The organism is Burkholderia sp. MSMB2157WGS (assembly GCF_001532755.1).
GTDB lineage: Bacteria > Pseudomonadota > Gammaproteobacteria > Burkholderiales > Burkholderiaceae > Burkholderia.
In genome coordinates, this window is record NZ_LPJG01000013.1 from 59157 (window position 1) to 82723 (window position 23567).

23 protein-coding genes are annotated in these 23567 nt (G+C 68.0%); 7 read left to right on the plus strand and 16 right to left on the minus strand.

Annotated features, from left to right (window positions below):
* Positions 1-68 precede the first annotated feature (68 nt).
* The 12 genes from ampC to WT53_RS09050 form a co-directional block, all read right to left on the minus strand.
* Positions 69-1238, minus strand: coding sequence for a class C beta-lactamase (ampC, locus tag WT53_RS08995; protein ID WP_059781884.1), 1170 nt, complete (start codon positions 1236-1238; stop codon positions 69-71).
* A gap of 419 nt (positions 1239-1657) precedes the next feature.
* The gene (locus WT53_RS09005) at positions 1658-2470 is read right to left on the minus strand and encodes an alpha/beta fold hydrolase (RefSeq protein ID WP_060259328.1); all 813 of its coding nucleotides are present in this window, start codon (positions 2468-2470) and stop codon (positions 1658-1660) included.
* 70 nt (positions 2471-2540) lie between these two features.
* On the minus strand, positions 2541-3008 hold the full coding sequence (locus tag WT53_RS09010) for a hypothetical protein (RefSeq protein WP_060259332.1): 468 nt from the start codon (positions 3006-3008) through the stop codon (positions 2541-2543).
* A gap of 371 nt (positions 3009-3379) precedes the next feature.
* Entirely contained in the window at positions 3380-3688 is a 309-nt protein-coding gene (locus WT53_RS33820; protein ID WP_179949000.1) for a hypothetical protein, read from the minus strand.
* Between the two features lie 26 nt (positions 3689-3714).
* Entirely contained in the window at positions 3715-4902 is a 1188-nt protein-coding gene (locus tag WT53_RS09015; RefSeq protein ID WP_060259335.1) for a beta-propeller fold lactonase family protein, read from the minus strand.
* Between the two features lie 123 nt (positions 4903-5025).
* Entirely contained in the window at positions 5026-6528 is a 1503-nt protein-coding gene (locus WT53_RS09020) for a M81 family metallopeptidase (protein WP_060259338.1), read from the minus strand.
* The gene (locus WT53_RS09025; RefSeq protein ID WP_034209454.1) at positions 6525-7814 is read right to left on the minus strand and encodes a Zn-dependent hydrolase; all 1290 of its coding nucleotides are present in this window, start codon (positions 7812-7814) and stop codon (positions 6525-6527) included. The genes WT53_RS09020 and WT53_RS09025 overlap by 4 nt, the downstream gene beginning before the upstream one ends.
* A 34-nt stretch (positions 7815-7848) precedes the next feature.
* Positions 7849-8550 (minus strand): ABC transporter ATP-binding protein, encoded by a 702-nt coding sequence (locus tag WT53_RS09030; protein WP_034208920.1) that lies wholly within the window; start codon positions 8548-8550, stop codon positions 7849-7851.
* Positions 8547-9314, minus strand: a complete 768-nt coding sequence (locus tag WT53_RS09035) for an ABC transporter ATP-binding protein (RefSeq protein ID WP_034208919.1) — start codon at positions 9312-9314, stop codon at positions 8547-8549. Before WT53_RS09035 ends, WT53_RS09030 begins: the two co-directional genes overlap by 4 nt.
* Entirely contained in the window at positions 9311-10354 is a 1044-nt protein-coding gene (locus WT53_RS09040) for a branched-chain amino acid ABC transporter permease (RefSeq protein WP_034208918.1), read from the minus strand. Before WT53_RS09040 ends, WT53_RS09035 begins: the two co-directional genes overlap by 4 nt.
* On the minus strand, positions 10351-11211 hold the full coding sequence (locus tag WT53_RS09045; protein ID WP_034208917.1) for a branched-chain amino acid ABC transporter permease: 861 nt from the start codon (positions 11209-11211) through the stop codon (positions 10351-10353). Before WT53_RS09045 ends, WT53_RS09040 begins: the two co-directional genes overlap by 4 nt.
* Before the next feature lie 70 nt (positions 11212-11281).
* Complete coding sequence (locus tag WT53_RS09050) at positions 11282-12490, minus strand: ABC transporter substrate-binding protein (RefSeq protein WP_034208916.1); 1209 nt, start codon at positions 12488-12490, stop codon at positions 11282-11284.
* A gap of 1 nt (position 12491) precedes the next feature.
* Here WT53_RS09050 and WT53_RS09055 point away from each other — a divergent pair, with 1 nt between their 5' ends.
* Both WT53_RS09055 and WT53_RS09060 read left to right on the plus strand, forming a co-directional pair.
* Complete coding sequence (locus tag WT53_RS09055) at positions 12492-12716, plus strand: hypothetical protein (RefSeq protein ID WP_034208915.1); 225 nt, start codon at positions 12492-12494, stop codon at positions 12714-12716.
* 2 nt (positions 12717-12718) lie between these two features.
* The gene (locus WT53_RS09060; RefSeq protein WP_034208914.1) at positions 12719-13573 is read left to right on the plus strand and encodes a FadR/GntR family transcriptional regulator; all 855 of its coding nucleotides are present in this window, start codon (positions 12719-12721) and stop codon (positions 13571-13573) included.
* Between the two features lie 171 nt (positions 13574-13744).
* Here the strand turns inward: WT53_RS09060 and WT53_RS09065 are convergent, their stop codons facing one another.
* Genes WT53_RS09065 through WT53_RS09075 form a run of 3 tightly spaced genes read right to left on the minus strand, consistent with a single transcriptional unit; the run spans position 13745 to position 18051 of the window.
* Positions 13745-15184: an aldehyde dehydrogenase family protein gene (locus WT53_RS09065; RefSeq protein ID WP_060259342.1), complete on the minus strand. Its 1440-nt coding sequence runs from the start codon at positions 15182-15184 to the stop codon at positions 13745-13747.
* 30 nt (positions 15185-15214) lie between these two features.
* The gene (locus WT53_RS09070) at positions 15215-16612 is read right to left on the minus strand and encodes an aspartate aminotransferase family protein (protein ID WP_034208912.1); all 1398 of its coding nucleotides are present in this window, start codon (positions 16610-16612) and stop codon (positions 15215-15217) included.
* A 50-nt stretch (positions 16613-16662) separates the two neighbouring features.
* On the minus strand, positions 16663-18051 hold the full coding sequence (locus WT53_RS09075; RefSeq protein WP_034208911.1) for an APC family permease: 1389 nt from the start codon (positions 18049-18051) through the stop codon (positions 16663-16665).
* Positions 18052-18302: 251 nt separating this feature from the next.
* Between WT53_RS09075 and WT53_RS09080 the strand changes: the two genes are divergently transcribed.
* Positions 18303-19397, plus strand: a complete 1095-nt coding sequence (locus WT53_RS09080) for an AraC family transcriptional regulator (protein ID WP_060259346.1) — start codon at positions 18303-18305, stop codon at positions 19395-19397.
* 483 nt (positions 19398-19880) lie between these two features.
* On the opposite strand, the gene WT53_RS09085 is transcribed toward WT53_RS09080, so the two are convergent.
* The gene (locus WT53_RS09085) at positions 19881-20063 is read right to left on the minus strand and encodes a hypothetical protein (RefSeq protein ID WP_059498731.1); all 183 of its coding nucleotides are present in this window, start codon (positions 20061-20063) and stop codon (positions 19881-19883) included.
* Between WT53_RS09085 and WT53_RS09090 the strand changes: the two genes are divergently transcribed.
* Genes WT53_RS09090 through WT53_RS09105 form a run of 4 tightly spaced genes read left to right on the plus strand, consistent with a single transcriptional unit; the run spans position 20062 to position 23522 of the window.
* Complete coding sequence (locus tag WT53_RS09090) at positions 20062-20778, plus strand: ABC transporter permease (RefSeq protein WP_060259349.1); 717 nt, start codon at positions 20062-20064, stop codon at positions 20776-20778. The two genes, WT53_RS09085 and WT53_RS09090, sit on opposite strands and share 2 nt — an antisense overlap.
* Positions 20775-21686: a glycine betaine ABC transporter substrate-binding protein gene (locus WT53_RS09095; RefSeq protein ID WP_060259352.1), complete on the plus strand. Its 912-nt coding sequence runs from the start codon at positions 20775-20777 to the stop codon at positions 21684-21686. Before WT53_RS09090 ends, WT53_RS09095 begins: the two co-directional genes overlap by 4 nt.
* Positions 21687-21696: 10 nt before the next feature.
* A complete protein-coding gene (locus WT53_RS09100; RefSeq protein WP_034208907.1) occupies positions 21697-22350 on the plus strand; it encodes an ABC transporter permease in 654 nt (217 codons plus the stop codon).
* Complete coding sequence (locus tag WT53_RS09105) at positions 22347-23522, plus strand: betaine/proline/choline family ABC transporter ATP-binding protein (protein WP_060259355.1); 1176 nt, start codon at positions 22347-22349, stop codon at positions 23520-23522. Before WT53_RS09100 ends, WT53_RS09105 begins: the two co-directional genes overlap by 4 nt.
* Positions 23523-23567 lie beyond the last annotated feature (45 nt).

Genomic DNA, 23567 nt, shown 5'->3' on the forward strand with positions numbered 1-23567 from the left:
TGCGTCGCTCGCCGCGCACCGGATTGCCCGCCATCATAAGCATTTCCCGACGGGCGCGCGCGGCGGCGTTACCGCCCGTCGCCGAGCGATCCGAGGATCCGGTACGCGACCTTCACGCGGTCCTCGATCGGCACGTTGCCGTTCGCGAGCATCACGATCGCGATCCGCTTCGCGGGAACGAACGCGACATACGTGCTGAAGCCGCCGGTCGAACCCGTCTTGTTGATCCAGGTCGCGGGGTTCGGCGCGAGCGGCGGCTGGATCGCGCTGGCCGGCACCGCATCGAACAGCATCTTCGGCGCATTGCCCGCGAGCAGCGTGGGCAGCGCGACCGGGTACGGATACTGTTCCCAGATCAAATCCTGCGTCAGCGGGCCTGCGCGGAAGTAGCCGGTGTGCGTGCGTTCGATCGCGCGCTGCAGGCGCGGCGCGGTCTGGATCATCCCCATGTTCGCCTGCACGAAGCGCAGCAGGTCGGCCGCCGTGGTCCGCACGCCGTACGCCTGCTGCCACAGCATGCCTTGCGTCATCCGGGTCGGCTTGCCGTCCTTCGTGTAGCCCTGCGCATAGTCGGCCATGCGTGCGTCGGGCACGTCGATGTAGGTGTGCGTCATTCCGAGCGCGGGAAAGAGCCGCTGCTCCATCAGCGTCGCGAAATCCCGGTGCATCGCCTTCGCTGTGAGCCAGCCGAGCATGCCGATCGCGACGTTCGAATACTTGCGGTGCGTGCCGGGCGCATAGTCGGGCCGCCACGCGCCGAGATAGCGGATCAGGCCCGCGTCGTCGCGGATGCCGTCCGGTACCTGCAGCGGCGTCCCGCCGGGCGTGTGCGTGCCGAGCTGAAGCAGCGTCACGACGCCGAACGGCTTGCCCTGCACCTCGGGCAGATATTTGGCCGCGGGGTCCGCGAGCGATAGTTCGCCGCCCTCCTGCGCGTCGGCGGCGAGCGTCGCGGTCAGCGTCTTGCTCACCGAGCCGATTTCGAACAGCGTGTCGCCGGTCACCGGCTTGCCGGTTTGCTTCGACATCACGCCGTAGTCGAACACGTAGGGCTTGCCGTCGGCGACGATGCCGACCGCCATGCCGGGGATCGCATACTGCTTCATCAGCGGCGCGATATGGCGGGTGACGGTGTCGTGGAGGTCGTCCTGCGTGACGGCGGCCGCACGACCGGCCGCGGCGGTCGCGCAGGCGGCGACGAACAGGGTCGCGGCGAAGCGTGTCGCATTGAATCGCATGAGTGCGGTTCCTTTCGATTCCAGATGGTTGCATGGACAACAGATCTGGCCGCGCTGCGCGGAGCGGGCGGCGGCCGACCTGTCGAAGCAGGACTATCCGCTACCGCCCGGTCGCCAACAATCGACGATATGTTGCGCGAGCCGAAAGAAAAACTTATGAAGTGCGCGACATGCCGGACGAGGCCGCGACGACGTCGGCGGCGCATGCCTGTTTTTTTTCAGGAAAACCGGCCGGGTTTGACGGCATCGAATCCGGGCACATGCAGCCGATCGCCCGCGAACGCGTGCGCGCCGAATTCCTGCGCTCGCGCGCCGGCACGCGGCTCGCCCGGCAACTGCAACGCGTCACCTGCGCGATGGCGCTCGACATGCGAAAACGCGGCCGACGCACGCCTGCGCATCGCCGGCCCGTGCGCGCATCACCCCGGCAGCCGGTCGAGAAACGCCAGCATCGCCGCGTTGAACCGCACGGGCCGCTGCAGCGGCGCAAAATGGCTCACGCCGGGCAGGATCGTCAGCGTCGCGCCGGGAATCGTTCGCGCGAGGTACGCCGCATGCTCGGGCCGGATGAATTCGTCGTGCTCGCCCTGCACGATCGCAACCGGCACGGCGATCGCCGCGAGATCCTGCGCGGTGTAATTCGGTTGCGTGCGCATCATTTCGCTGACGGCGGCCACGAACGCGTCGAACTGGTCCGGTGTCGCGGACAGGTGCGCATAGTCCTTGCGATGTCGCGCGAAACAACGGTCGATCAGCGGGCTCGGCACCATGTCCTTCGTGCCGCCCGGATCCATGTTGCACGCGAAGAAGAACACGCCGGCCGCGCGTTCCGGCGCACGGGCGGCCAGCACGAGCGCGATGCATGCGCCGTCGCTCCAGCCAACGAAACGTGCACGGTCGACCTGCAGCGCGTCGAGCACGGCCAGCACGTCCGATGCCATGCGTTCGTACGAGTAGGGTCGGTCGTCGCGCGTGCTGCGGCCGTGGCCGCGGCTGTCGATCACGATCGCGCGGTAGCCGGCCGCGCGCAGCGCCGGTACCTGGTTGCCCCAGTTGCCGCCATGGCCGAGGCCGCCGTGCAGCAGCACGACCGCCGGCCCCTGGCCGAACGACGCGTGCCAAATGCGCGCGCCGTCGTGGTCGAGCCATCCTTCGACATCGGCCGCCGGCAGCGGCGTGCCGCCGTGCGCGTCGAAGCGGACGAGTTCGTCGTCGTCGAATTCCGCATTCATCGTTCAGTCGTCCTCGAGAGGGAGACGCGCTTGCGATTGTAATGCGTGCGGCCGACGCCGCCGTCGCCGCTCAGGCTTGCGTCGACACCAGCCCGCCCGACGGCGAGCCGCCGGATTTTTCGAGCGCCGCGGCAAGTTGCGAGATCGCCGTCGCCAGCGCGGCTGAAATCGCGCTGGCTTCCGCACTCAGCGACTGCTGTTCGACGGCCGCGACCGGGTCGTCCTTCGCGCGCTGGGCCGCGGTGGCCATCTGCCGCTCCAATGTCGCGAGCTGCTTCTGCAGCCGCTCGATCAGCGCCTTCAACTGGGCAACCGCCGGGTCTTCCGACGATGCGCCCGCCGCGCCGGACGTGGCGCCGGCGGCACCCGTCGAATCCTTCGCGCCGGTAGTGCTGGTGGTGCCGGTGGTGCCGCTCGAACTCGTGGCGCTCGCGGCATCCGTTGCGCCGCCGGTGGACGACGTCGCGGCGGGCGGGTTCGCGGTCACGCCGCTGTCCGCGAGCGGCGATCGCGGGGTCGTGGAGAAATCGATCTGCATCGTGTCGGTCCGTGAGTCGTGTCGGTAAACCAAATGACAGGGGCGGAAATCGCCTTTCAATTGTTTACGGCATTCGTCACACGAAACTTGAATATCGGGGTCGGTTGGATTGCTCGACGATGACCGCAATCGATCGCGAAAGGGCCAGATTGGCGGCACGATGGCGCTGGTAAAATCGCCGCTTCGCCGGCCGGGATGCGCATGTCGGAGTCCTCTTTCCAGGCCCGATCGCCGATGCCGCCGGCTGCGACTCCGGGCCGGCATGCAACGTGTGCCGACACCGGCATCGCGGCTTCCCGGAGCGCCTTTTCCGTTCGGCTGCGTGCGTGCCCCGCTCACTGCTCGAGCGGCGAACGCCGTGCGGCACACATTCATTTCATCCCGCATTCGAGGAACACACGATGGCCCGCATCGGCGCCTTCTGCATCACGACGTGGCTCGCCGCCGCGATTCTCTACTTCGGCCAGCACTCCGTCGCGATGATCGTGCTCAGCGGTGTCGTGGTATTCGGCGGGTTCGATCTGCTGCGTCCGTAACCGCGCGGCCTTGCAAGCCGGTGCGGGCGTACCGGGCGCTTCCGTCCTTGGCATCCTCGCGTGCGCGTCGCCGACTTGCGCGATCGACAACGCTTCGCCGAGCCGCTCGATGATGTTTTCCGCCATCTCATGGCTGATCGACAAGCCGCGAACGGAGCCCGCCACGCGCGTCAGCGCGGCAACGTCCTCAACGAAGACGGCCCGGCCGTCAGCGCGATCCGCTTGCCCGTGTCGCGCAGCTTGCCGCCCTCGACCGCATACAGCGCAAGCTGCCGTTCGACGTTGAACTGCACGATCACGTGCCGGCTGTCGGCGGTAAACACGATGCCCTGTGCGGCTTCGCCGCCCAGCGCCTCGCTCACCTTCACCGCCTGCCCGTCGCGGATTTCGAACAGCAGCACCCTGCCGAGCTTGTGGCGACCCGGGTTGTCAGCCGTCAGGTTCGAGCCGTCCATCGCCTGCACGGCGATCCACTTGCCGTTCGGCGAAATCGCGACGCCTTCCGGCAGCGACGGCACCGTCAAATACTGGACCGTGCGAAACGGCACGCGCGATACGTCGATCAACGCGACCGAATCGGCGTCGCCCGCGAGCGTGCCGGTGTAACCCGGCAGCCCGGCGAGCCCGACGTTGCTGACGACGGCCCAGCGGTTGTCGCTCGACACGTCGATCGTGTACGGCGCAACGCCCGTGCTCAGGCGCGTGCCGCTGTCGGTCACGTTGCCGTCGTCGACGTTCAGCACCGCGACGCCCTGCTCGTCGCGCAGCGACACGAGCGCATGCTTGCCGTCGTGCGTGAAGCTGATCCCGGCCAACCGCTTCTTGCCGATTTTCAGGGTGCCGTCGAGCGTCACGTGCGTGCCGTCGATGCGCAGGATCGACACGCTGCCATCGACGTTGGCGACGAGCGCGAGCCGGCCCGAGCGGTCGATCGCGATCCCTTGCGGATGCGTGCCGAGCTCGACGCGCGTAATCGCGGGCGGCGCGGTGTCGAGATTCACGACCTGCAGGAACGTGTCGAACACGAGCTGCTTCGCGGCCGTGTCATAGCGCGTCGGCGCACCGACGAGCGCGAGCTTCGCGTCGGGCGTGATCGCGACGGCCTGCGGCGGCCCCTGGATGCCGTTCTCGACGTCGACCTGCAGCGCGACCTTCGGCGGAAAGATGCTCGCGTCGAGAAGCGTCAGCGTATCCGCGGGCGGGGACGGCAGATAGGTGTCGCGCCCCTCGACGCGCTGGTACTTGCCGTCGTTGCCGGACACGATCCAGTCGGCGGCGTGCACGGCAACGGCCGTCGTGGCGAAGGCCAGCGCGGCGAGCAGGCGCGCGCTGCGCGGGCGGAAGGGATTCGAATGCATGGCGGTCGGTTCTCCGGATCGGTTGCGGACGCAATGGATTGCCCGACCCTGCTGCCCGACGGGCCGGCGCCATCGCATGATGCCCGAAAGCGCGCGCCCCCGGCGCCTTGCGCCCCGTTTCCGTCAGCCCGTCGAACGCGCGCCCGGCTCCCACCGCTCGATGTCGTCGAGCGGATACACCGGCCGCGCGAGCCGCTCGTAGCGGAACAGTCCGAAGTCCGAGCCCGTCACGCCGCGACTGTCGCATTCGACCAGCGCGGACGAAATCGGCACGAACACCGGCCGGCAATACATCCGCGACTTCAGCAGCAGGAAGCGCGCACGGCGTGGATCGACGCCGACGCTCTCGAACACGCCGAGATCCCACGGCTCCTGCGTGCGCTCGGTGACGACGAGCGTGGCCGTGCCGATGTCGAGCACCGCCGCGCGGCCCATGTACGCACGCTGCCCGGTATACGTCGGCCCCGTGATCACGTATTCGCCGTCGGTGATCGCGCGCACGATGCCCGTCGCGCGGAACGGTTCGCGCCGCACGCCGCCGTGCGACGGCAGCCGGTTGCCGACCGGCACCGTGACGGTGGCGCCGACGCCCGCGTCGATCAGCGCCGCGACGGCTTCGGGATCGCACAACGGCCCGCTGACGATCCCGTCGAGCCCGTGCGCGAGCGCGGCTTCGAGCAGGTCCATCGTGTCGCACGGGCCGCCCGACATGCAGTTGTCGCCGTGATCGAGCATCAGCACCGGGCGATCCGCGCCGTGGGCGAGCGCGGCGGCCTGCGCGACCGATTCGGCGAGCGGCGCGCTGCGATACACGAATTCGTCGCGCGCGTCCCAGATCTGCCGCGCAATGCGTTCGGCCGCGGCGTCGGCGGCAGCGCGGTCGCCGTCGGCCACCACGACCACGCTGATGCACGGCGCGGGAATATCCGCGAGCGAGAAGCCGGGCAGGATCGATGCCGCCAGCATTCCGTCCGCCTCGGCCGCGCACGCGGCCTCCACCGCGCGCCGCATCGCGCCTTCGGCGCTCGCGCTGCGCAGCGTCGACGTCATCAGCGGCGGCTGCCGCCACGCGAGCACGGGCCGCGCGCGGCCGTGAAGCCGGTCGAGCAGCAGCCGCGCCGCATGCTCGCCGGTCTCGTACATGTCGACGTGCGGATACGTCTTGAAACTGACGATCACGTCCGCGTGATCGATCATCTTCTGCGTGACGTTCGCGTGCAGATCGAGCGCGACCGCGATCGGCGCACCGGGCAGCGCCGCGCGCACGCGCGCGAGCAGGTCGCCCTCGCCGTCCACGCTCTGCTCGGCGACCATCGCGCCGTGCAGGTCGAGCATCACCGCATCGCAGCCGGGCGCGGCGGCGACGATCGCATCGCAGATCGCCGCATACGCGTCGGCCGCGACCGGCCCGCTCGGGTTCGCGGCCGCCGACACGGGCGTCACGATATCGGCGCCTTCGCCCTCGGCCGCGTCGATGAACGCGGCCATCGCGGTGCGCATCCCGCGATTCGCGCGATACGCGTCGTCGCCCCAGTCGGGGCCGTTGCGGCCGAACGCGGCAAGCGGCGTCGGTACCGGTGAGAACGTGTTGGTCTCGTGGTTCATCCGGGCGATCAGGATCTTCATCGCGCACGGCCCTCCGCGATCCCGGCCGCGCCCAGCATCGCATGCAGCAGCACGTTGCAGCCGGCTTCCAGATGCACCGGATCGGCGTCTTCGATCTCGTTGTGGCTGATGCCGTCCTTGCACGGCACGAAGATCATCGCGGTCGGCGCCACGCGCGCGAGATACACCGCATCGTGGCCCGCGCCGCTGATCACGTTCATCGACGACAGCCCGAGCGCGTGCGCCCCGGCGCGGACCTGCTCGATCAGCGCCGGATCGAACGGCTGCGGCGGAAAATACACGACCGGCTCGATGTCGATCCGCATCCCGGCCGCCGCGCCCAGGTCGGCGCATGTCGCACGCAGTTGCGCGTCCATCGACGCCAGCGTCGCGTCGTCGGCCGCGCGCAGGTCGACGGTCAGCGTCACGCGGCCGGGAATCACGTTGCGCGAATTCGGGTGCACGTCGACCCAGCCGACCGTGCCGCGTCCGTGCGGCGGATGCGCACGCGCGATGCCGTTCACCGCACGCACGAGATCGGCCGCGACCAGCAGCGCATCGCGGCGCAGTTCCATCGGCGTCGGGCCCGCATGCGCCTCCATGCCGTGTACGGTCACGTCGTACCAGCGCTGCCCGAGCGCGCCTTCGACCACGCCGATCGTCGTGTCGTGCGCCTCCAATACCGGCCCCTGCTCGATATGCGCTTCGAAATACGCGCCGACCGGATGCGCGCCGTGCCCGTCGTCCGCGCCGCCCGCATAGCCGATCGCGGCCAGCGCATCGCGCACCGACACGCCATCGCGGTCGCGTTGCGCGAGCGCATGGTCGAGCGTGAACGCACCCGCGAACACGCCGGACCCCATCATCACCGGAACGAAGCGCGACCCTTCTTCGTTGGTCCAGATGGCCACCTCGAGCGGCGCGCGCGTGCGCACCCCGGCGTCATCGAGCGTACGCAGCACCTCGAGGCCGGCCAGCACGCCGTAGTTGCCGTCGAACTTGCCGCCGGTCGGCTGCGTGTCGATATGGCTGCCCGTCGCCACGGGCGGCAGGTCGTCCCGTTCGCCCGCGCGCCGCGCAAAGATATTGCCGATCGCATCGACGCGCACGGTGCAGCCGATTTCCTTGGCCCAGGCGACGAACAAGTCGCGTGCCTGGCGATCGAGGTCCGTGAGCGCGAGGCGGCACACACCGCCCTTGTCGGTCGCACCGATCCGCGCGAGGCACATCAGGCTGTCCCACAGCCGCGCGCCATCGACGCGCAAGCCGGACGCCGCGACGCCCGGAGTCACATCCTGTACTTGCATCGTTGCCATTCCTCGCATTGAAAGGGCCGGGTGCTCATACGACACCGACGCCCAGGTAGCGGTCCTTCACGTCGTGATCGGCCGCGAATGCCGCGTTGCTGCCTTCGTAGACGATCACGCCCTGTTCGATCACGAAGTGGCGGTCCGCGAGCTGCGTGCACACTTCGAGGTTCTGTTCGACGAGCAGGATCGCGACGCCGGCCGCCTTGATCTGCTTCAACTGCGCGACGATTTCCTCGACGATCACCGGGGCGAGCCCTTCGACCGGCTCGTCGAGCATCAGCAGCCGCGGATGATTCATCAGCGCGCGGCCGATCGCGAGCATCTGCTGCTCGCCACCCGACAACTGAGCGCCGCCGTTGCGGCGACGCTCCTTCAGGCGCGGAAAGATCCGGTAGATGTCGTCGAGCTGCCACGGCGAATCGCGACGCGCGCCGAGCCGCAGGTTTTCCTCGACCGACAGCAGCCGGAAAATCCCCCGATGCTCGGGCACGAAGCACAGGCCGCGCGCGGCGATCCGGTGCGCCGGCTGCCCGGACACCGGCCGGCCCGCGAACGTCACCGTGCCGCCGGTCGGCGCGACCACGCCCGCGATCGTCTTGAGCGTCGTCGACTTGCCCGCGCCGTTGCGGCCGAGCAGCGTCACCGTCTCCCCTTCGCTCACGTTCAGCGAAATGCCCTGCAGCACGTGGCTCTTGCCGTAGCAGGCGTGCACCTCCTTCACGTCGAGCATCACGCGCGGCCTCCCGTGATCATGTTGCCGAGATAGGCGCTGCGCACGCGCGCGTCGCCGCGAATCGCGTCGGGTCGGCCTTCGACCAGCACGCACCCTTGCTGCATCACCGTGATCGTGTCCGAGATGTCCATCACGATTCCCATGTTGTGTTCGATCAGCACGACCGTGTAGTCGTCGCGCAGGCCGCGGATCAGCGTCTTCATGTCGTCGAGATCGTCGATGCCCATGCCCGACGTCGGCTCGTCGAGGAAGATCGCGCGCGGCCGTGCCGCCAGCGCCATCCCGACCTCTAACCGGCGCTGCTGGCCATGCGACAGCACACCGGACGCCGTGTCGGCGAAGCGCTGCAGGCCGAGCCGCTCGAGTACGTCGTCGATGATGCCGTCGTGCGCGAGCGCGCCGCGCGGCGGCGCCCACGGATTGAGCGCCCGGCGCGATTCGACGCCCTGCGCGGCGACGCGCAGGTTCTCGCGCACGCTCAGGTTCGGAAACAGGCTCGTCACCTGGAACGAGCGGGCGATGCCGCGCCGCACGCGCTTGTGATCGGGTTCGTGCGACACGTCGTGACCGTCGAACAGGATCGAGCCCGACGTGATCGGCAGCGTGCCGGTTAGCGTATGGAACAACGTCGTCTTGCCCGCGCCGTTCGGGCCGATCACCGAATGCACGGTGCGCGGCATGATGCGCAGATCGACGCCGCCCAGCGCCGTGAACTTGCCGTAGCGCTTGACGATGCCGCGCGCTTCGAGAATCGCTTCGCTCATTGCCGCTCCTTGTCCGTGGCCGCCGTGCGATCGCTACGCCGCAGCGACGCCACGATGCGTTCGCCCAGCCCCCACAACCCGCGCTGCATGAACAGGCTGACCGCGATCAGCACGAGGCCGAGCAGCAGCAGCCACCGAGGCCACAGCGTCGACAACCAGTCCGCGAACAGTACGTAGAACGCCGCGCCGAGCACCGACGCGAACAGGTTGCCCGTGCCGCCGATCACCGTCATCACGAGGATCATCTCGCTCGTGTGATAGTCGATGTTCGACAGCGGCGCGATGCCCGTCATCAGCGCGTGCAGCGCCCCCGCCAGGCCCGTGACCGCGCCCGAGATCACGAACGCCGCGAGCTTGAAGCGCTTCACGTCGTAGCCGGCCGCCGCCGCGCGCGCCTCGTTGTCGCGGATCGCGAGCAGCGTCCGGCCGAATACCGAGCGCGACACGCGCAGCAGCAGCCAGAACACCGCGACGAACAGCACCGCGACGAAGCCGTAGTAGCGCCACGGCGAATCGAGCGAGACGAGCGGATGGCCGAACGCGGACAGCGCGGGGCGCGGGATGTCGAGCAGCCCGTTGTCGCCGCCCGTCACATCCGGCGTCGTATACGCGAGGAAGTAGAACAGTTGCCCGAACGCGAGCGTCAGCATCACGAAATACGTGCCGCGCTGCCGGATCGAGAACCAGCCGACGAGCGCGGCCGCGATCGCGCCGAGCACCGCGGCCGCGACCAACGCGGCCGTCACGGACGCGACGCCGCGCGTCAGCACCAGCCCCGCCGCGTAACTGCCGAGCCCGAAGAAGATGCCCTGCCCGAACGACAGCAGCCCCGTGTAGCCGAGCAGCAGGTTGCAGCCGAGCGCGGCGAGCGCAAACACCAGTACTTCGGTCGCGAGCGAGCCCGAACTCAACACGAGCGGCAACACGCACGCGGCCACCACCGCGAGCCAGCCTTCCGGCCGCTGCAGCACGCCGCGCCACGGCTGCGGGCGTTGCGACGCCGCCGCGCCCGGCGGCAGCGGTTTCGACGATTCGATCATGCGGCCCTCCCCAGCAAACCGTTCGGACGCAGCAGCAGCACGGCCGCCATCGCGACATAGATCATCAGCCGCGCGCCTTCCGGCCACAGCGTGCTCATCAGGCTCTGCACGATGCCGACCAGCAGCCCGCCGACGAGCGCGCCGAGAAAATTCCCCATCCCGCCGACGACGACCACGACGAACGCGACGCCGAGCGCCTCGATGCCCATGAACGGATCGACGCCGCGGATCGGGGCGGCGAGCACGCCGGCCAGCGCCGCGGTCGCCGCGCCGAGCGCGAACACGAGGCTGAACACGCGCGTCACGTTGATGCCGAGCAGCGACACCATCTCCGTCGACTCGCTGCCCGCGCGCACCGTGCTGCCGAGCCGCGTGCCTTCGAGCACCCACCACAGCAGCGCCGCGAGCACGGCCGTGAACCCGATCACGAACAACCGGTACTTCGGATAGACGAAGCCGCCCCAGATCACGACGCCGTTCAGTGCGTCGGGCGGCGGCACGTTGTCGCCGAGCGGCCCCCACGCGAGGATCACGCACTCCTGCAGCACGAGCGCGAGCCCCACCGTCGCGAGAATGTGGAATTCATGCTGCTGCGCGTACACGTGGCGCAGCACGAGCTTTTCGACGCCCCACGCGAACGCGCCGACCACGAGCGGCACGATCGCGAGCGCGACCCAGAAATTCGCCGACCATTGCAGCGCCTGGTAGCAGAGATACGCACCGAGCAGGTAGAACGCGCCGTGAGCGAAATTCACGAAGCGCAGCAGGCCGAACACGATCGACAGGCCGACGGCGAGCAGGAAATACAGCATGCCCACGCCGATGCCGTTGACGATCTGCAGCAGATAGACGTTCATGGCTTCCGTGTCGGAAAGGAAGGTAACGGACGCCCGCGGCGCGCGATGCGCCGCGAACGCATGCACGGCGTCACGCGAGCTTGCAGCCCGTCTTGTCGAGCGGCAGGAACGACTGGCCCGAGCTGACGATGTCGGCGTAGTCGTCCGCGTTCTTCATCCGGCCCTTCGGCTTGCCTTTCAGCAGGTAGTAGTTCTTCAGCACCTGGTGGTCGCCCTTGCGGATTTCCTCCGGCCCCGTCAGGCCGTCGTACTTCAACCCTTCCATCGCGGCGACGACTTTCTTCGGATCGGCGCTGCCGGCCTTCACCATCGCGTCGATCAGGATCTTCGAGCAAATGTACGAACCCGCGAGGCTGTAGTTCGGGTTCGCGTTGAACGCGGCGTTCGCGCGTTTCACCAGGTCGCGGTTCAGCGGCGAATCGATGCCGTGCCAGTACTGCGCGCCGAAATACACGCCGTCGCAGATGTCCGGGCCGAGCGCCTCGAACTGCTCGAGGCCCGACGCCCATGCGAGCAGGATCGTGCAGTTGCGCTTCATTCCGAAGCTGACGGCCTGGCGCAGCGTGTCCGACGATTGCGAGCCGAAGTTCAGGATCAGCAGCACGTCGGGCTGCGCGGCGGCCGCATTCGTCAGGTAGCCGCTGAACTCCTTTTCGGCGAGCGAGTGGTAGCTGTTGCCGACGTGCTCGATGCCCTTTTCCTTGAAGATCGCCTTCGCGGCCGACAGCAGCCCGTCGCCGAACACGTATTGCGGCGTGATCGTGTACCAGCGCTTCGCCTTCGGCAGCATCTGGATCAACGGGCGGACCGTCTGCTCGATCGCGCCGAAGGTCGGCACCGACCAGCGGAAGGTCGCCGCGTTGCAATCCTTGCCGGTGATCTCGTCCGCGCCGGCCGTGGTGATGAACACGCCGCCCGCCTTCTGGACTTCCTTGCCCATCGCCAGCGATTCGGACGACAGGATGCCGCCCGCGAAGAAGCGCACGCCCTTCTGTTGCGCGATCTCCTGCACGCGCCGCACGGCGGTCGCGGGCTTGCCCTCGGTGTCGAGCGCCGTATAGGCGAGCGGCGCGCCGAGCACCTTGCCGTATTGCTTGACGACCAACTGCATGCCGAGATCGGCGTACTTGCCGTTGGCGGCGAACGGGCCGGACATCGGCACCGGGCAGGCGAGCTGGATGGGCGAGCCCTGCGCGAACGCGACACGGGACGACATGCTGCCGAGCGCGCCCGGCACGGCCGACAGCGCGGCCAGTTTCAACAGTTCTCGGCGATTCAAGTTGACGCTCCTCATGATGGGGGACACACGCGATACGACCGACTGCCAAACCGTGCCCACGCCCCTGCCGGATGCGCGCCGCCGGTTGATCCTATTTATCATGATAAATAGGATCAACCTGATGCTAGAGTTGATCAAAATTGGTGTCAATCAGGCAAAATTCCGTACCCGCGCGGGGCCGGTCGTCGACGATGACGCGGCGCGCGGTCAGACAAAGGAGTCGTGAAGATGGTCATGGACCGAGCCAGGGCGGGCCTCGCGGTCGAAATCAAGCAGCCGAAGCGGGCCGATCTCGTCGCCGAGGAGATCAAGCGGCTGATCACCGAGAAGGACCTGAAGCCGGGCGACCGCCTGCCGCGCGAAGCCGAGCTGCAGCAGTTGTATGCGGTGAGCAAGAGCACGATCCGGGAAGCGCTGAAGTCGCTCGAGGTGCAGGGGCTCATCAAGGTCACGACGGGGCCGTCGGGCGGCGGGATGGTCGTCGAGGTGCCGCTCGACCGCACGCTTCAGCTTCTGCAGAACTATCTGTTCTTCAAGGACGTGACGATCGACGACATCTATACGGTGCGCAAGCTGCTCGAACCCGAGCTGGCCGCCGGCGCAGTGCCGCACCTGACGGAGCGCGACTTCGCGGCGCTGGAAGCGAACATCGCGTGCTGCGACGGCGCGTCGGGCGTGCACGATCGCGGTCACATGCTGCGTCAGCGGCAGGAGGACACGACGTTCCACGACATCCTCGCGGCCGCGAACCCGAATCCGTTCCTGCGCTTCAGTTGCGAACTGATCAACGAGATGATCCGGCAGTTGATCGAGTTCCGGAACGATACACCGCTCGTCGAGCACAAGCGTTTCGGCGAAGCGAACGTGTCGATCCACAAGGCGATCCTGCAGGCCGCGCGCGAGCGCGACACCGAGCGCGTCCGCGCGCTGATGGTCGAGCACATGACCGAGGCGCCGAAGCATGTGAAGCGGATGAAAGGGAAGCTGCGCGGGCGGTTGATCCTCGACTCCGAGATCCGCAGGCGGGCCGCCGCTTCCGTTTCGGGATTCGATGCGGCCGCAACGGATCCGGAAGAACGCTGAGCGGCGGCAAACGCGGCGTGAACGCAAGGCCGACCGTTTCGCGGCGGTCCACGGCCTTCCGCCGCGCCAAGGTGACGGCGATGCGCCAGGCCGTCGCGTCCGAACGCCGCGAGCAGCGCTAGTACTGGCGGTGACGCGTTCGCCGCGCCGCTCTCCCAGGCGCTCAGGACGTCATCGCGCGTCGCCTTCCGTGTACCCGGTCGTGCCCTTCGTTTCCAAATACTCGACAAGGCCGAACTCCGCATACTCGCGGCCGTTGCCCGAACGCTTGTAGCCGCCGAACGGCGCGGCCGGGTTCCACGCCGGGTAGTTGATGTGAACGTTGCCGACGCGCAAGCGCGCCGCGACCCGGCGCGCGCGTTCGAGATCCTTCGACTGCACGTAGGCCGCGAGCCCGTAGACCGAATCGTTCGCGAGCGCGACGGCCTCGTCCTCGGTCCGGTAGGTCATGATCGACAACACCGGCCCGAAGATTTCCTCGGTTGCGATCGCCATGCCCGGCGCGACGTTCGAAAACACCGTCGGCCGCACGTAGAACCCGTCCGCGAGCCCCTCCGGCCTGCCGGGGCCGCCGGCCACGAGCGTCGCGCCTTCTTCGATCCCGAGCCGGATGAAATGCTGGATGCGATCGAACTGCGTGCGGCTGACCACCGGCCCGATGCCGGTTTCCGTCGAACGCGGATCGCCGACGACCGTGCGTTCCGCTTCCCGGCGCGCCGCCTGCTCGGCCCGCGCCAGATGATCGACGTGCACCAGCATGCGCGTCGGCGCGTTGCACGACTGGCCGCTGTTGCTGAAGCAACTGCGCACGCCGCGCGTGACGGCATCCTCGATGTCCGCGTCGGGCAGGATCAGGTTCGGGCTCTTGCTGCCGAGTTCCTGGTGCACGCGCTTCACGGTATCGGCCGCCGCCTTCGCGACCTCGACGCCCGCGCGTGTCGAGCCCGTGAACGACACCATGTCGACGTCCGGATGCCGCGACAGCGCGTCGCCCACTTCATGTCCGTAGCCGTGCACGAGGTTGAACACGCCGGGCGGCACGCCGGCTTCATGCAGGATCTCCGCGAACAGGATCGCGCTGAACGGCGCGATCTCGCTCGGCTTGAGCACCATCGTGCAGCCGGCCGCGAGCGCCGGCGCGACCTTGCACACGATCTGGTTGATCGGCCAGTTCCACGGCGTGATCAGCGCGCACACGCCGATCGGCTCGTGCGACACCAGCAGCGAACCGGTCTGCGTGCTGAAACGGAACGACTGCAGCGCGCGGATCGTGTGCTCGAGATGCGCGGTGCCGACCGCGGCCTGCATCGCGCGCGCGAACGCGATCGGCGCACCCATCTCCTGGCTGATCGTCTGCGCGACTTCTTCGTAGCGGCGCCGGTAGATCTCAAGCACGCGCGTCAGCAACGCGACGCGCTCGTCCACCGACCAGCGCGAGTACGTGTCGAAGGCCTGCTTCGCCGCGTCGACCGCATGGTCGACATCGGCCGCGCCGCCGATCGCGAGCCGTGCATACGGCCGCGCGGTGGCCGGATCGATCACGTCGATCGATCGCGCATCGGCCGGATCGCGCCACTTGCCGTCGATATAGGACTGTTGTGACGTTCGCATCGAATGCTCCTGAAATGAAGGATGCCGCACTCAGCGCGTCGCCCGCGCGTAGGTCTCGACGAGGATGTCGCGTATCCGCGCGACGAACCACACGATCTCGTCGCGCGACATCACGAGCGGCGGCGAAAACTGCACGATCGGCGTGCCTTCGTGATCGACGCCCGCGCGGCACAGCAGCCCCGCGTCGAAGATCGCCGGCGCGAGCATCGTCGACACGAATGCCTGCGCGCCGATGCCGGCCGCCCAGCGGCGCGCGGCCTTGTCCGTCACGAGTTCGAGCGAGTAGTGATAGCCGTCGCCGCGCACGTCGCCCACGCACGGCAGCTCCAGCAGCTCGTCGAGCGTCCGGCGAAACACCGCTTCGTTGTCGCGAACGTTCGCGAGCACGCCTTCGCGCTCCATGATCGCGAGGTTCGCGAGCGCGGCCGTGCACGCGACCGGATGGCCGCCGTAGGTCGCGCCGTGCAGGAACATCTGCTGCGGCCCGTCGAGCACCGTGTCGACGACCGCATCGCTCGCGATCACGCCACCGAGCGGCACGTAGCCCGACGCGATGCCTTTCGCGAACGTGATGATGTCCGGCTTCAGCCCGTAGCGCGCCGACCCGAAGTACTCGCCGAGTCGCCCGAACCCGCAGATCACCTCGTCGGCCACGAGCAGCACGCCGTGCCGGTCGCAGATGTCGCGCAGCCCGGCCGCGTAGCCGGCCGGCGGCGTCAGGCTGCCGCCCGCGTTCTGCAACGGTTCGACGACGATCGCGGCGACCGTGTCCGGCCCTTCCTGCACGATCAGCGATTCGATCTCGTCGAGCAGATGGCGTGTGAACTGCGCTTCCGTCTCGCCGGCCGGTCGGCCGTAGCGCTTCGTGTTGCCCACGTGCCGCACGCCCGACATCAGCGGCTCGAAATGCTTGCGGAAATTCGTCATTCCGTTCAACGCGAGCGCGCCGAACGACGTGCCGTGATACGCGACGCGCCGCGCGATGAACTTGCGCCGCTGCGGCTCGCCGCGCGACTGGTGATACTGGCGCACCAGCTTGATCGCCGATTCGTTCGACTCCGAGCCGCTCGACGTGAAGAACACGCGGTTCAGGCCCTCGGGCGCGAGCGCCGCGAGCCGGTGCGCAAGCCGAATCGCCGGTTCGTGGCCGACGCCCCAGTTGGTCGCGAACGGCAGCCGCACCATCTGCTCGCGGATCGCATCGCCGATCTCCGCGCCGTGGCTGTAGCCGACCTGCACGCAGTAAAGCCCGGCCAGCCCGTCGAAATAGCGCTTGCCGTTGCGGTCGACGAGCCAGCAGCCTTCGCCGCGCTCGAACACGGTCAGCGCGTTCTCGCGGTATGCATCGGCATGCGTGAAGTGCATCAGCAGATGGCGCTTGCCGAGCGCCTGCAGGTCCGCATCGAGATTGACGTCAACGGCATTCATGGATCACTCCTCCTTCAGGGTTTCAAAACCGGCATCGCGCAGCCGGTCATTCAGTTCATCGACAACGTCGGCGCCGGGCGCGTAAAGCCGCGCGTCAGCCAGACGAGCTGGCAGAGCCCGAGCGCGAGCCAGCCGATGCCGACGTAGAACGTCTGGCGCGACAGCCCGGACCAGAGCCACACGTTCATCGCGAAGCCGATCGCCGGCATCAGGCCGTATGCAATCCAGCCCGCGGCATGGCGATGCTCGGGCCGGCCCAGATAGCTGCGCATCACGCACAGGTTCACGATCGCGAACGCGACGAGCGCGCCGAAGCTGATCATCGTCGACGCGAGATCGAGCGTGATGAACAGCGCGGACAACGACACGACGCCGACCGCGAGCGTCGCGCGCACCGGCGTGCGCAGCCGCGCATGCAGATGGCCGAACACGCATTCGGGCAGCACGCGGTCGCGGCCCATCGCGAACAGCACGCGCGTCACGCTCGCCTGCCCGGCCATCGCGCTCGCGAAGCAGCCGGCCACGTATACCGCGACGAAGAACGCCGACAGCGTGCGGCCGCCGACCCGCCGCATCAGGTCGAGGCTCGCCGAATCGAGATCCTTGAACGTGTGCCAGTCGGGAAACACCAGTTGACCGACATACGCGATCAGCATGAACAGCAGGCCGCTTACGAGCGTGCAGAGCAGGATGGCGCGCGGCACCGTGCGCCGCGGCTCGCGCGTTTCCTCCGACAGCGTGGTGACCGCATCGAAGCCGAGGAACGACAGGCACAGGATCGCGGAGCCGGCGAAGATCGCGCGCGCATCGCCGGACGACGGCAACGCGACGGCCATCGACAGCCCTTCGCCCGCCGCGACGTGCGCCGACGCGATGACGAACACCGCGATGAACACGAGCTGGCTTGCGATCAGAATCAGGTTCACGCGATTGACGAGCCGGATGCCGACGATGTTCAGCCCGGTGATCAGCGCGATGCTGCCGACGATCCACACGCTGGCCGGCACCGTCGGAAAGATCTGCTTCATGTAGATGCCGATCGCGAGGTAGCTGATCATCGGGATGAACAGGTAGTCCATCAGCAATGCCCAGCCGACCATGAAGCCGGCCGACGTGCCGAAGTTGCGGCTCGCGAACGTGTAGGCCGACCCGGCGCTCGGCATCAGCCGCGCCATGTGGCCGTAGCTGCGCGCGGTGAACAGCATCGCGATCAGCGTGATCGCATACGCGGCCGTCAGATGCCCGTTCGTCTCGCTCGTGACGAGGCCGTAGGTCGTGAACACCGTCATCGGCAGCATGTACGCGAGGCCGAAGATCACCAGCGTCACGAGTCCAAGCTGGTGAGGCTTGCGTGCGTCCGTGTGGCCGCGCTCCACGTACGCCTCGAACACGTGCGTCGCGGCGGCTGATGCGGTTCGACCTGGCCTGTCGTTGTCCATGCTGTCCTCACGTGGGTGGCGTCCATGACTTCAACACGCGTGCGTCCGGCGCGGCCGGCGGAGCACGACTGGAAGAAAGTGTGGTGCGCCAAAAAATCGACGACGAATGAGAAAAGCGGACGTAATCGAGGGATATTTCCGGACACACGGTCGGGCATCGTGCCGCGCCGCCCTGCATGCTGCTGTGCGGCACTGGCGTTTCGCGGACAATCCGGCTATGTTCGGTGCGACCCCGTCACCGCATCGGCACCATGAACAGTCGTTCCCAACGAAACCAGAGCCGCGCCGAACGCAGCCTGCGTTCGGCGCTCGGCCTCGCGCGCCCGGCCGGACGCCAGGAGGACATTCCCGCCACGGTTCACGCGATCGCGGTCGCGCTGGACGAGTGCCGCGTGCGGCACATCGACGGCGCCGCGCTGCTCGAAGGCACCGGGCTCGGCGCGGACGAAGTCGCGTCGCCGAACCTGCACGTGAATCGCGGCCAGGAGCAACGTTGCTTTCGCAACCTGTTGCGTTGCAGCGGCGTGCCGTCGATCGGGCTGTCGATCGGCGCGCGGCTGCATGTGTCGACGCTGGGTCTCGCCGGCTACGCGATGCTGATCAGCGGCTCCGTGATGCAAGCGTTCCGCTGCATGGGCCAGTTTCCGCTGTTCATGGGGCTGTATTTCGACGTGCGCATCGACACGCATGCCGGCGGCATGAGCGTGACCATCGGCCGCTACAACGGCGAGCCCGATCTCGAGGTGTTTCAGGTCGACATGTGCCTGTCGAGCCTGCGCCTGATCGTGTCCGATCTCGTCGGCAAGCCGGTGTGGCCGGAGCAGGTGCAGCTCGCGCGCCGCACGCCGCGCAATGCGGCCGACTACGCGCGCCACTTCGGCTGCCCGGTCGTCTTCAATGCGGCCGACAACCGGCTCGTGTTCACGTCGGTGAACGGCACCGAAGCGCCGCGCCTGGCGAACGAAGTCAGCTTCAATGCGCTGCACGGCCAGTGCGAGGTGCTCGAACGGCAGTGGGCCGCATCGGTCGGCACGCGTTTCGCCGATCGCGCGAAGGAGCTGATGGCGCGCGACCTCGCGCGTTTCAAGTCGATGACGGCGCTCGCCAGTGCGCTGCACCTGACCGAACGCACGCTACGCAGGCGGCTCGGCAAGGACGGCATCACGTTCCAGTCGCTGCTCGACGACGTGCGTCGCGACGAAGCCGTGCGGTTGCTCGACGATCAAGCGTTGACCGTCGCCGCGATCGCCGAGCGGCTCGGCTACAGCGAGCCGCGCAGCTTTCGTCACGCGTACCGGCGCTGGACCGGCAAGACGCCGCGGTCGGCGTCGGATGTCGACGCGTGACCCGATGCGCTACCGCTTCGCCCGGCTTTCGAGGATTCGGCATCACGCTTCGGTGAACGCACTGCCGGCCGCAACGACGAGCCCGGCATCGCGCGATAACGATTTCATGTAGCAAGACCGCTCGCGCACATCGCCCGTCGCGACGCAGGTTTCGCCCACTGATTCGGTCTTCGAATCAATTTCCATGCACGTCGCGCCACCCTATCGCACGACCGGCGACGCATCGCCGCGATCGTTCCCCACGGTAGACGCAATTATTTGATTGCTCTATACTCGCCTCAACTTCATCACAAAACGCATGATCTCGTGCGCAACGTGATGTCATTTCGCACTTCGTTGCGCATGCATCCGTTTCGCCACGTCAAAGGGGCCACCGGCCCCAGCGGTCGGCATCGAGCCGCCCGCATCCATGCCGCCTTCACGAGGCGGCGCCCTGCTCGAACGCGCCTCGTCGTTACGGCGCCGCCGGGCTGAACCTGACAATCAGACGAACGCGTCGTCGCGTTCACCCGACCGCCAGCCGCACCTCGGTGCAGCCGGCAGCACTGTTTCCGTCAGTTCAATCGCGGCCATGCCGGGATCACGAACTTCCATCGCGACGCCATTCGGCGTCATCGCGGCGTGCGCGTGCGCGCGCCGCACCGGATTGAGGAGGCGTATCTTCATGACTCGACGCACTGTCCAGCTGGTGGGCAGCCTGGTGGCAATCATCGCAGCGGGATGGGCATTGGCGCGCGGCATCGGCGCCGACACGTTCCATCAGCGCTCGGACGATCTCGCCTACTACGCGGGCCAGCACATGCTGCTGGTCGCCTATTCGATGACACTGGCCATCACCGTCGGCGTGCCGGCCGGCGTGCTGCTGAGCCGGCCGCGATTCCGGCATCAGGCCGAGCGTTTCATGCAGGTCTTCAACATCGGCAACACGATCCCGTCGCTCGCCGTGCTGGCCATCGCGCTCGGCATCTTCGGCATCGGCGACGTGCCCGCGATCGTCGCGCTGTTCCTCGCGTCGCTCCTGCCCGTCACGCGCAATGCGTACGAAGGCATGAAGAACGTGCCGGCCGCGCTGCGCGAAGCCGCCAAGGGCATCGGCATGACCGGCTGGCAGTCGCTGGTTCGCGTGGAACTGCCCCACGCGCTGCCGATCATCGTCGGCGGCGTGCGCACCGCGCTCGCGATCAACGTCGGGACGGCGCCGCTCGCGTATCTGATCGGCGCGGACAGCCTCGGCTCGCTGATCTTCCCCGGCATCTACCTCGACAACCAGCCGCTGCTGCTGCTCGGCGCGTCGCTCACCGCGATCCTCGCACTGGTGCTGGACGGCGTCGTCGCGGCCGGCAGCCGTCACTGGCTTGCGCGCCACGGAGGCGCCGCATGACGCTTCGACGCATCCTTCGATCGCTCGCGCGCCTGGGCGTCGCCGGCGCGCTGTGCGTCGCAGCCGGCACCCCGGCATTCGCCGCGAAGCTCGTGCTGGGCGCGAAGAACTTCACCGAGCAATACGTGCTGGCGGAACTCACGTCGCAATACCTGCGCTCGCGCGGCTATGACGTCGAAGTCCGCGCCGGCCTCGGCAGTACGCTCGCGCGCAGCGCGCTGGAGAACGGCCAGTTCGACCTGATGTGGGATTACACGGGCACCGCGGCGCTCGTCTACAACAAGATCCAGGACAAGCTGTCGCCCGACGAAATGTACCGGCGCGTCAAGGCGCTCGACGTGCCGCGCGGGCTCGTGTGGCTCGATGCGTCGCCGCTCAACGATACCTACGCGATCGGCCTGCCGAGCCGGCTCGCGCAGGCTACCGGCATCCGGACGGTGTCGCAGCTCGCCGAGCACCTGAAGCACGATCCGGCCGCGAAGCATTACGTATTCGGCATGGACGCGGAATTCGCGAACCGCCCCGACGGCCTGAAGCCGCTGCTCGCCGCCTACGGCATGCAGTTCAGCCGCGCCCAACTGAAGCAGATGGATCCGGGGCTCGTCTATACGGCCCTGCACAACGACCAGTTGCAGATCGGCCTCGTCTACACGACCGACGGACGCGTGAAGGGCTTCGGCATCGTGCCGCTCGAGGACGACAGGCACTTCTTCCCGCCGTACAACGCGACGCCCGTGGTCCGCCAGGCCACGCTGGAGCGCAATCCGAAGCTCGCGACGCAACTCAACGCGCTGTCGGCCGTGCTCGACAACGACGCGATGCAGGCGATGGCCAAGGCGGTCGATCTCGACGGCCGATCGCCGCGCGACGTCGCCGATGCGTTCCTGCGCGCCCACCCGCTACCTTGAAGGAGGACCGATGAGCGTATTCGACTATCTCGCTTCGAGCTGGCCCGAGCTGCTGCAGCTCACGCTGCAGCACGTATGGCTCGTCGCGATCGCCGTGGGCTGCGCGATCGTCGCCGGCGTACCGCTCGGTATCCTGATCAATCGTCACGACTGGCTCGCGGGCCCGCTGCTCGGCCTCGCCACGCTCGTGCTCACGCTGCCGTCCATCGCGCTGTTCGGCCTGATGATCCCGTTCTTCTCGCGCTTCGGCCAGGGTATCGGCGCCGCGCCCGCGATCACCGCCGTGTTCCTCTACTCGCTGCTGCCGATCATGCGCAACACCTACCTCGCATTGCACAACGTGGATGCGGGGATCAAGGAAGCCGGCACCGGCATCGGCATGACGTCGTGGCAGCGCCTGCGTCTCGTCGACTTGCCGCTGGCGGTGCCCGTGATTCTCGCGGGCGTGCGCACCGCCGTCGTGATGAACATCGGCGTGATGACGATCGCCGCCGTGATCGGCGCGGGCGGCCTCGGCACGCTGATCCTGCGTGCGATCGGGCAGAGCAGCATGATGAAACTGCTGGTGGGCGCGGTGCTCGTGAGCCTGCTCGCGATCGTCGCCGACCGGCTGCTGCAGATGCTGCAACGTGCATTGACACCGAAGGGAGTGCAGAAGACATGATCGAACTCGACAAACTGACCAAGACTTTCACGCGCAAGGACGGCCAGGCCGTGCGCGCGGTCGACTCCGTGAGCCTGTCGGTGCCCGAAGGGGAAATCTGCGTGTTCCTCGGCCCGTCGGGCTGCGGCAAGACCACCACGCTCAAGATGATCAACCGGCTGATCCCCGCGACGTCGGGCCGCGTGCTCATCAACGGCGAGGATACGGCGCAGCTCGACGAAGTCGACCTGCGGCGCCACATCGGCTACGTGATCCAGCAGATCGGGCTGTTCCCGAACATGACGATCGAGGAGAACATCACCGTCGTGCCGCGCCTGCTCGGCTGGGACAAGAAGCGCTGCGCCGAACGCGCGCGCGACCTGATGTCGATGGTCGCGCTCGATCCGAAGCTGTACCTGAAACGCTATCCGCGCGAGCTGTCGGGCGGGCAGCAGCAGCGCATCGGCGTGATTCGCGCGCTGGCCGCCGATCCGCCCGTGCTGCTGATGGACGAGCCGTTCGGCGCGGTCGATCCGATCAATCGCGAATCGATCCAGAACGAGTTCTTCCAGATGCAGCGGCAACTGAACAAGACCGTGATCATGGTGAGCCACGACATCGACGAAGCGATCAAGCTGGGCGATCGCATCGCCGTGTTCCGGCGCGGCCAGCTCGTTCAGTACGATCACCCCGACACGCTGCTCGCCCGCCCGCGCGACGAGTTCGTCGCGCAGTTCGTCGGTCAGGACAGCACGCTCAAGCGCCTGCTGCTCGTGAAGGCCGGCGACGCCGCCACGCAGCCCGAAACGGCGCGCGTCGATACGCCGCTCGCGCACGCGCTGGCGGTGATGGACGAAACCGACTGCCGCTACCTGACCGTGCTCGACGATGCGGGCCGGGCGCTCGGTTACGTGACGCGCCGCGCGGCACGCACCGACGGCGGCGTGTGCGGCGAACGCGTGACGCCGTTCCCGGCCGGCGTCGCGGCGGACGACAACCTGCGCATCGTGCTGTCGAAGATGTACCAGTACAGCATGTCGTGGATGCCCGTGCTCGACGCCGACGGTGCGTGGCTCGGCGAGATCACGCAGGATTCGATCGCCGCATACCTGAGCTCGGGCCGGTCGCGCCGGCAAACCGGCCAGCCGCCGGGCAGCCCGGCCAATGCGGCGGCCGCGGTCGCCACGTCCTGAGTCGCGCCCGGGCCGGCGCTGCGTCGCACCGGTCTCGGGAAACGA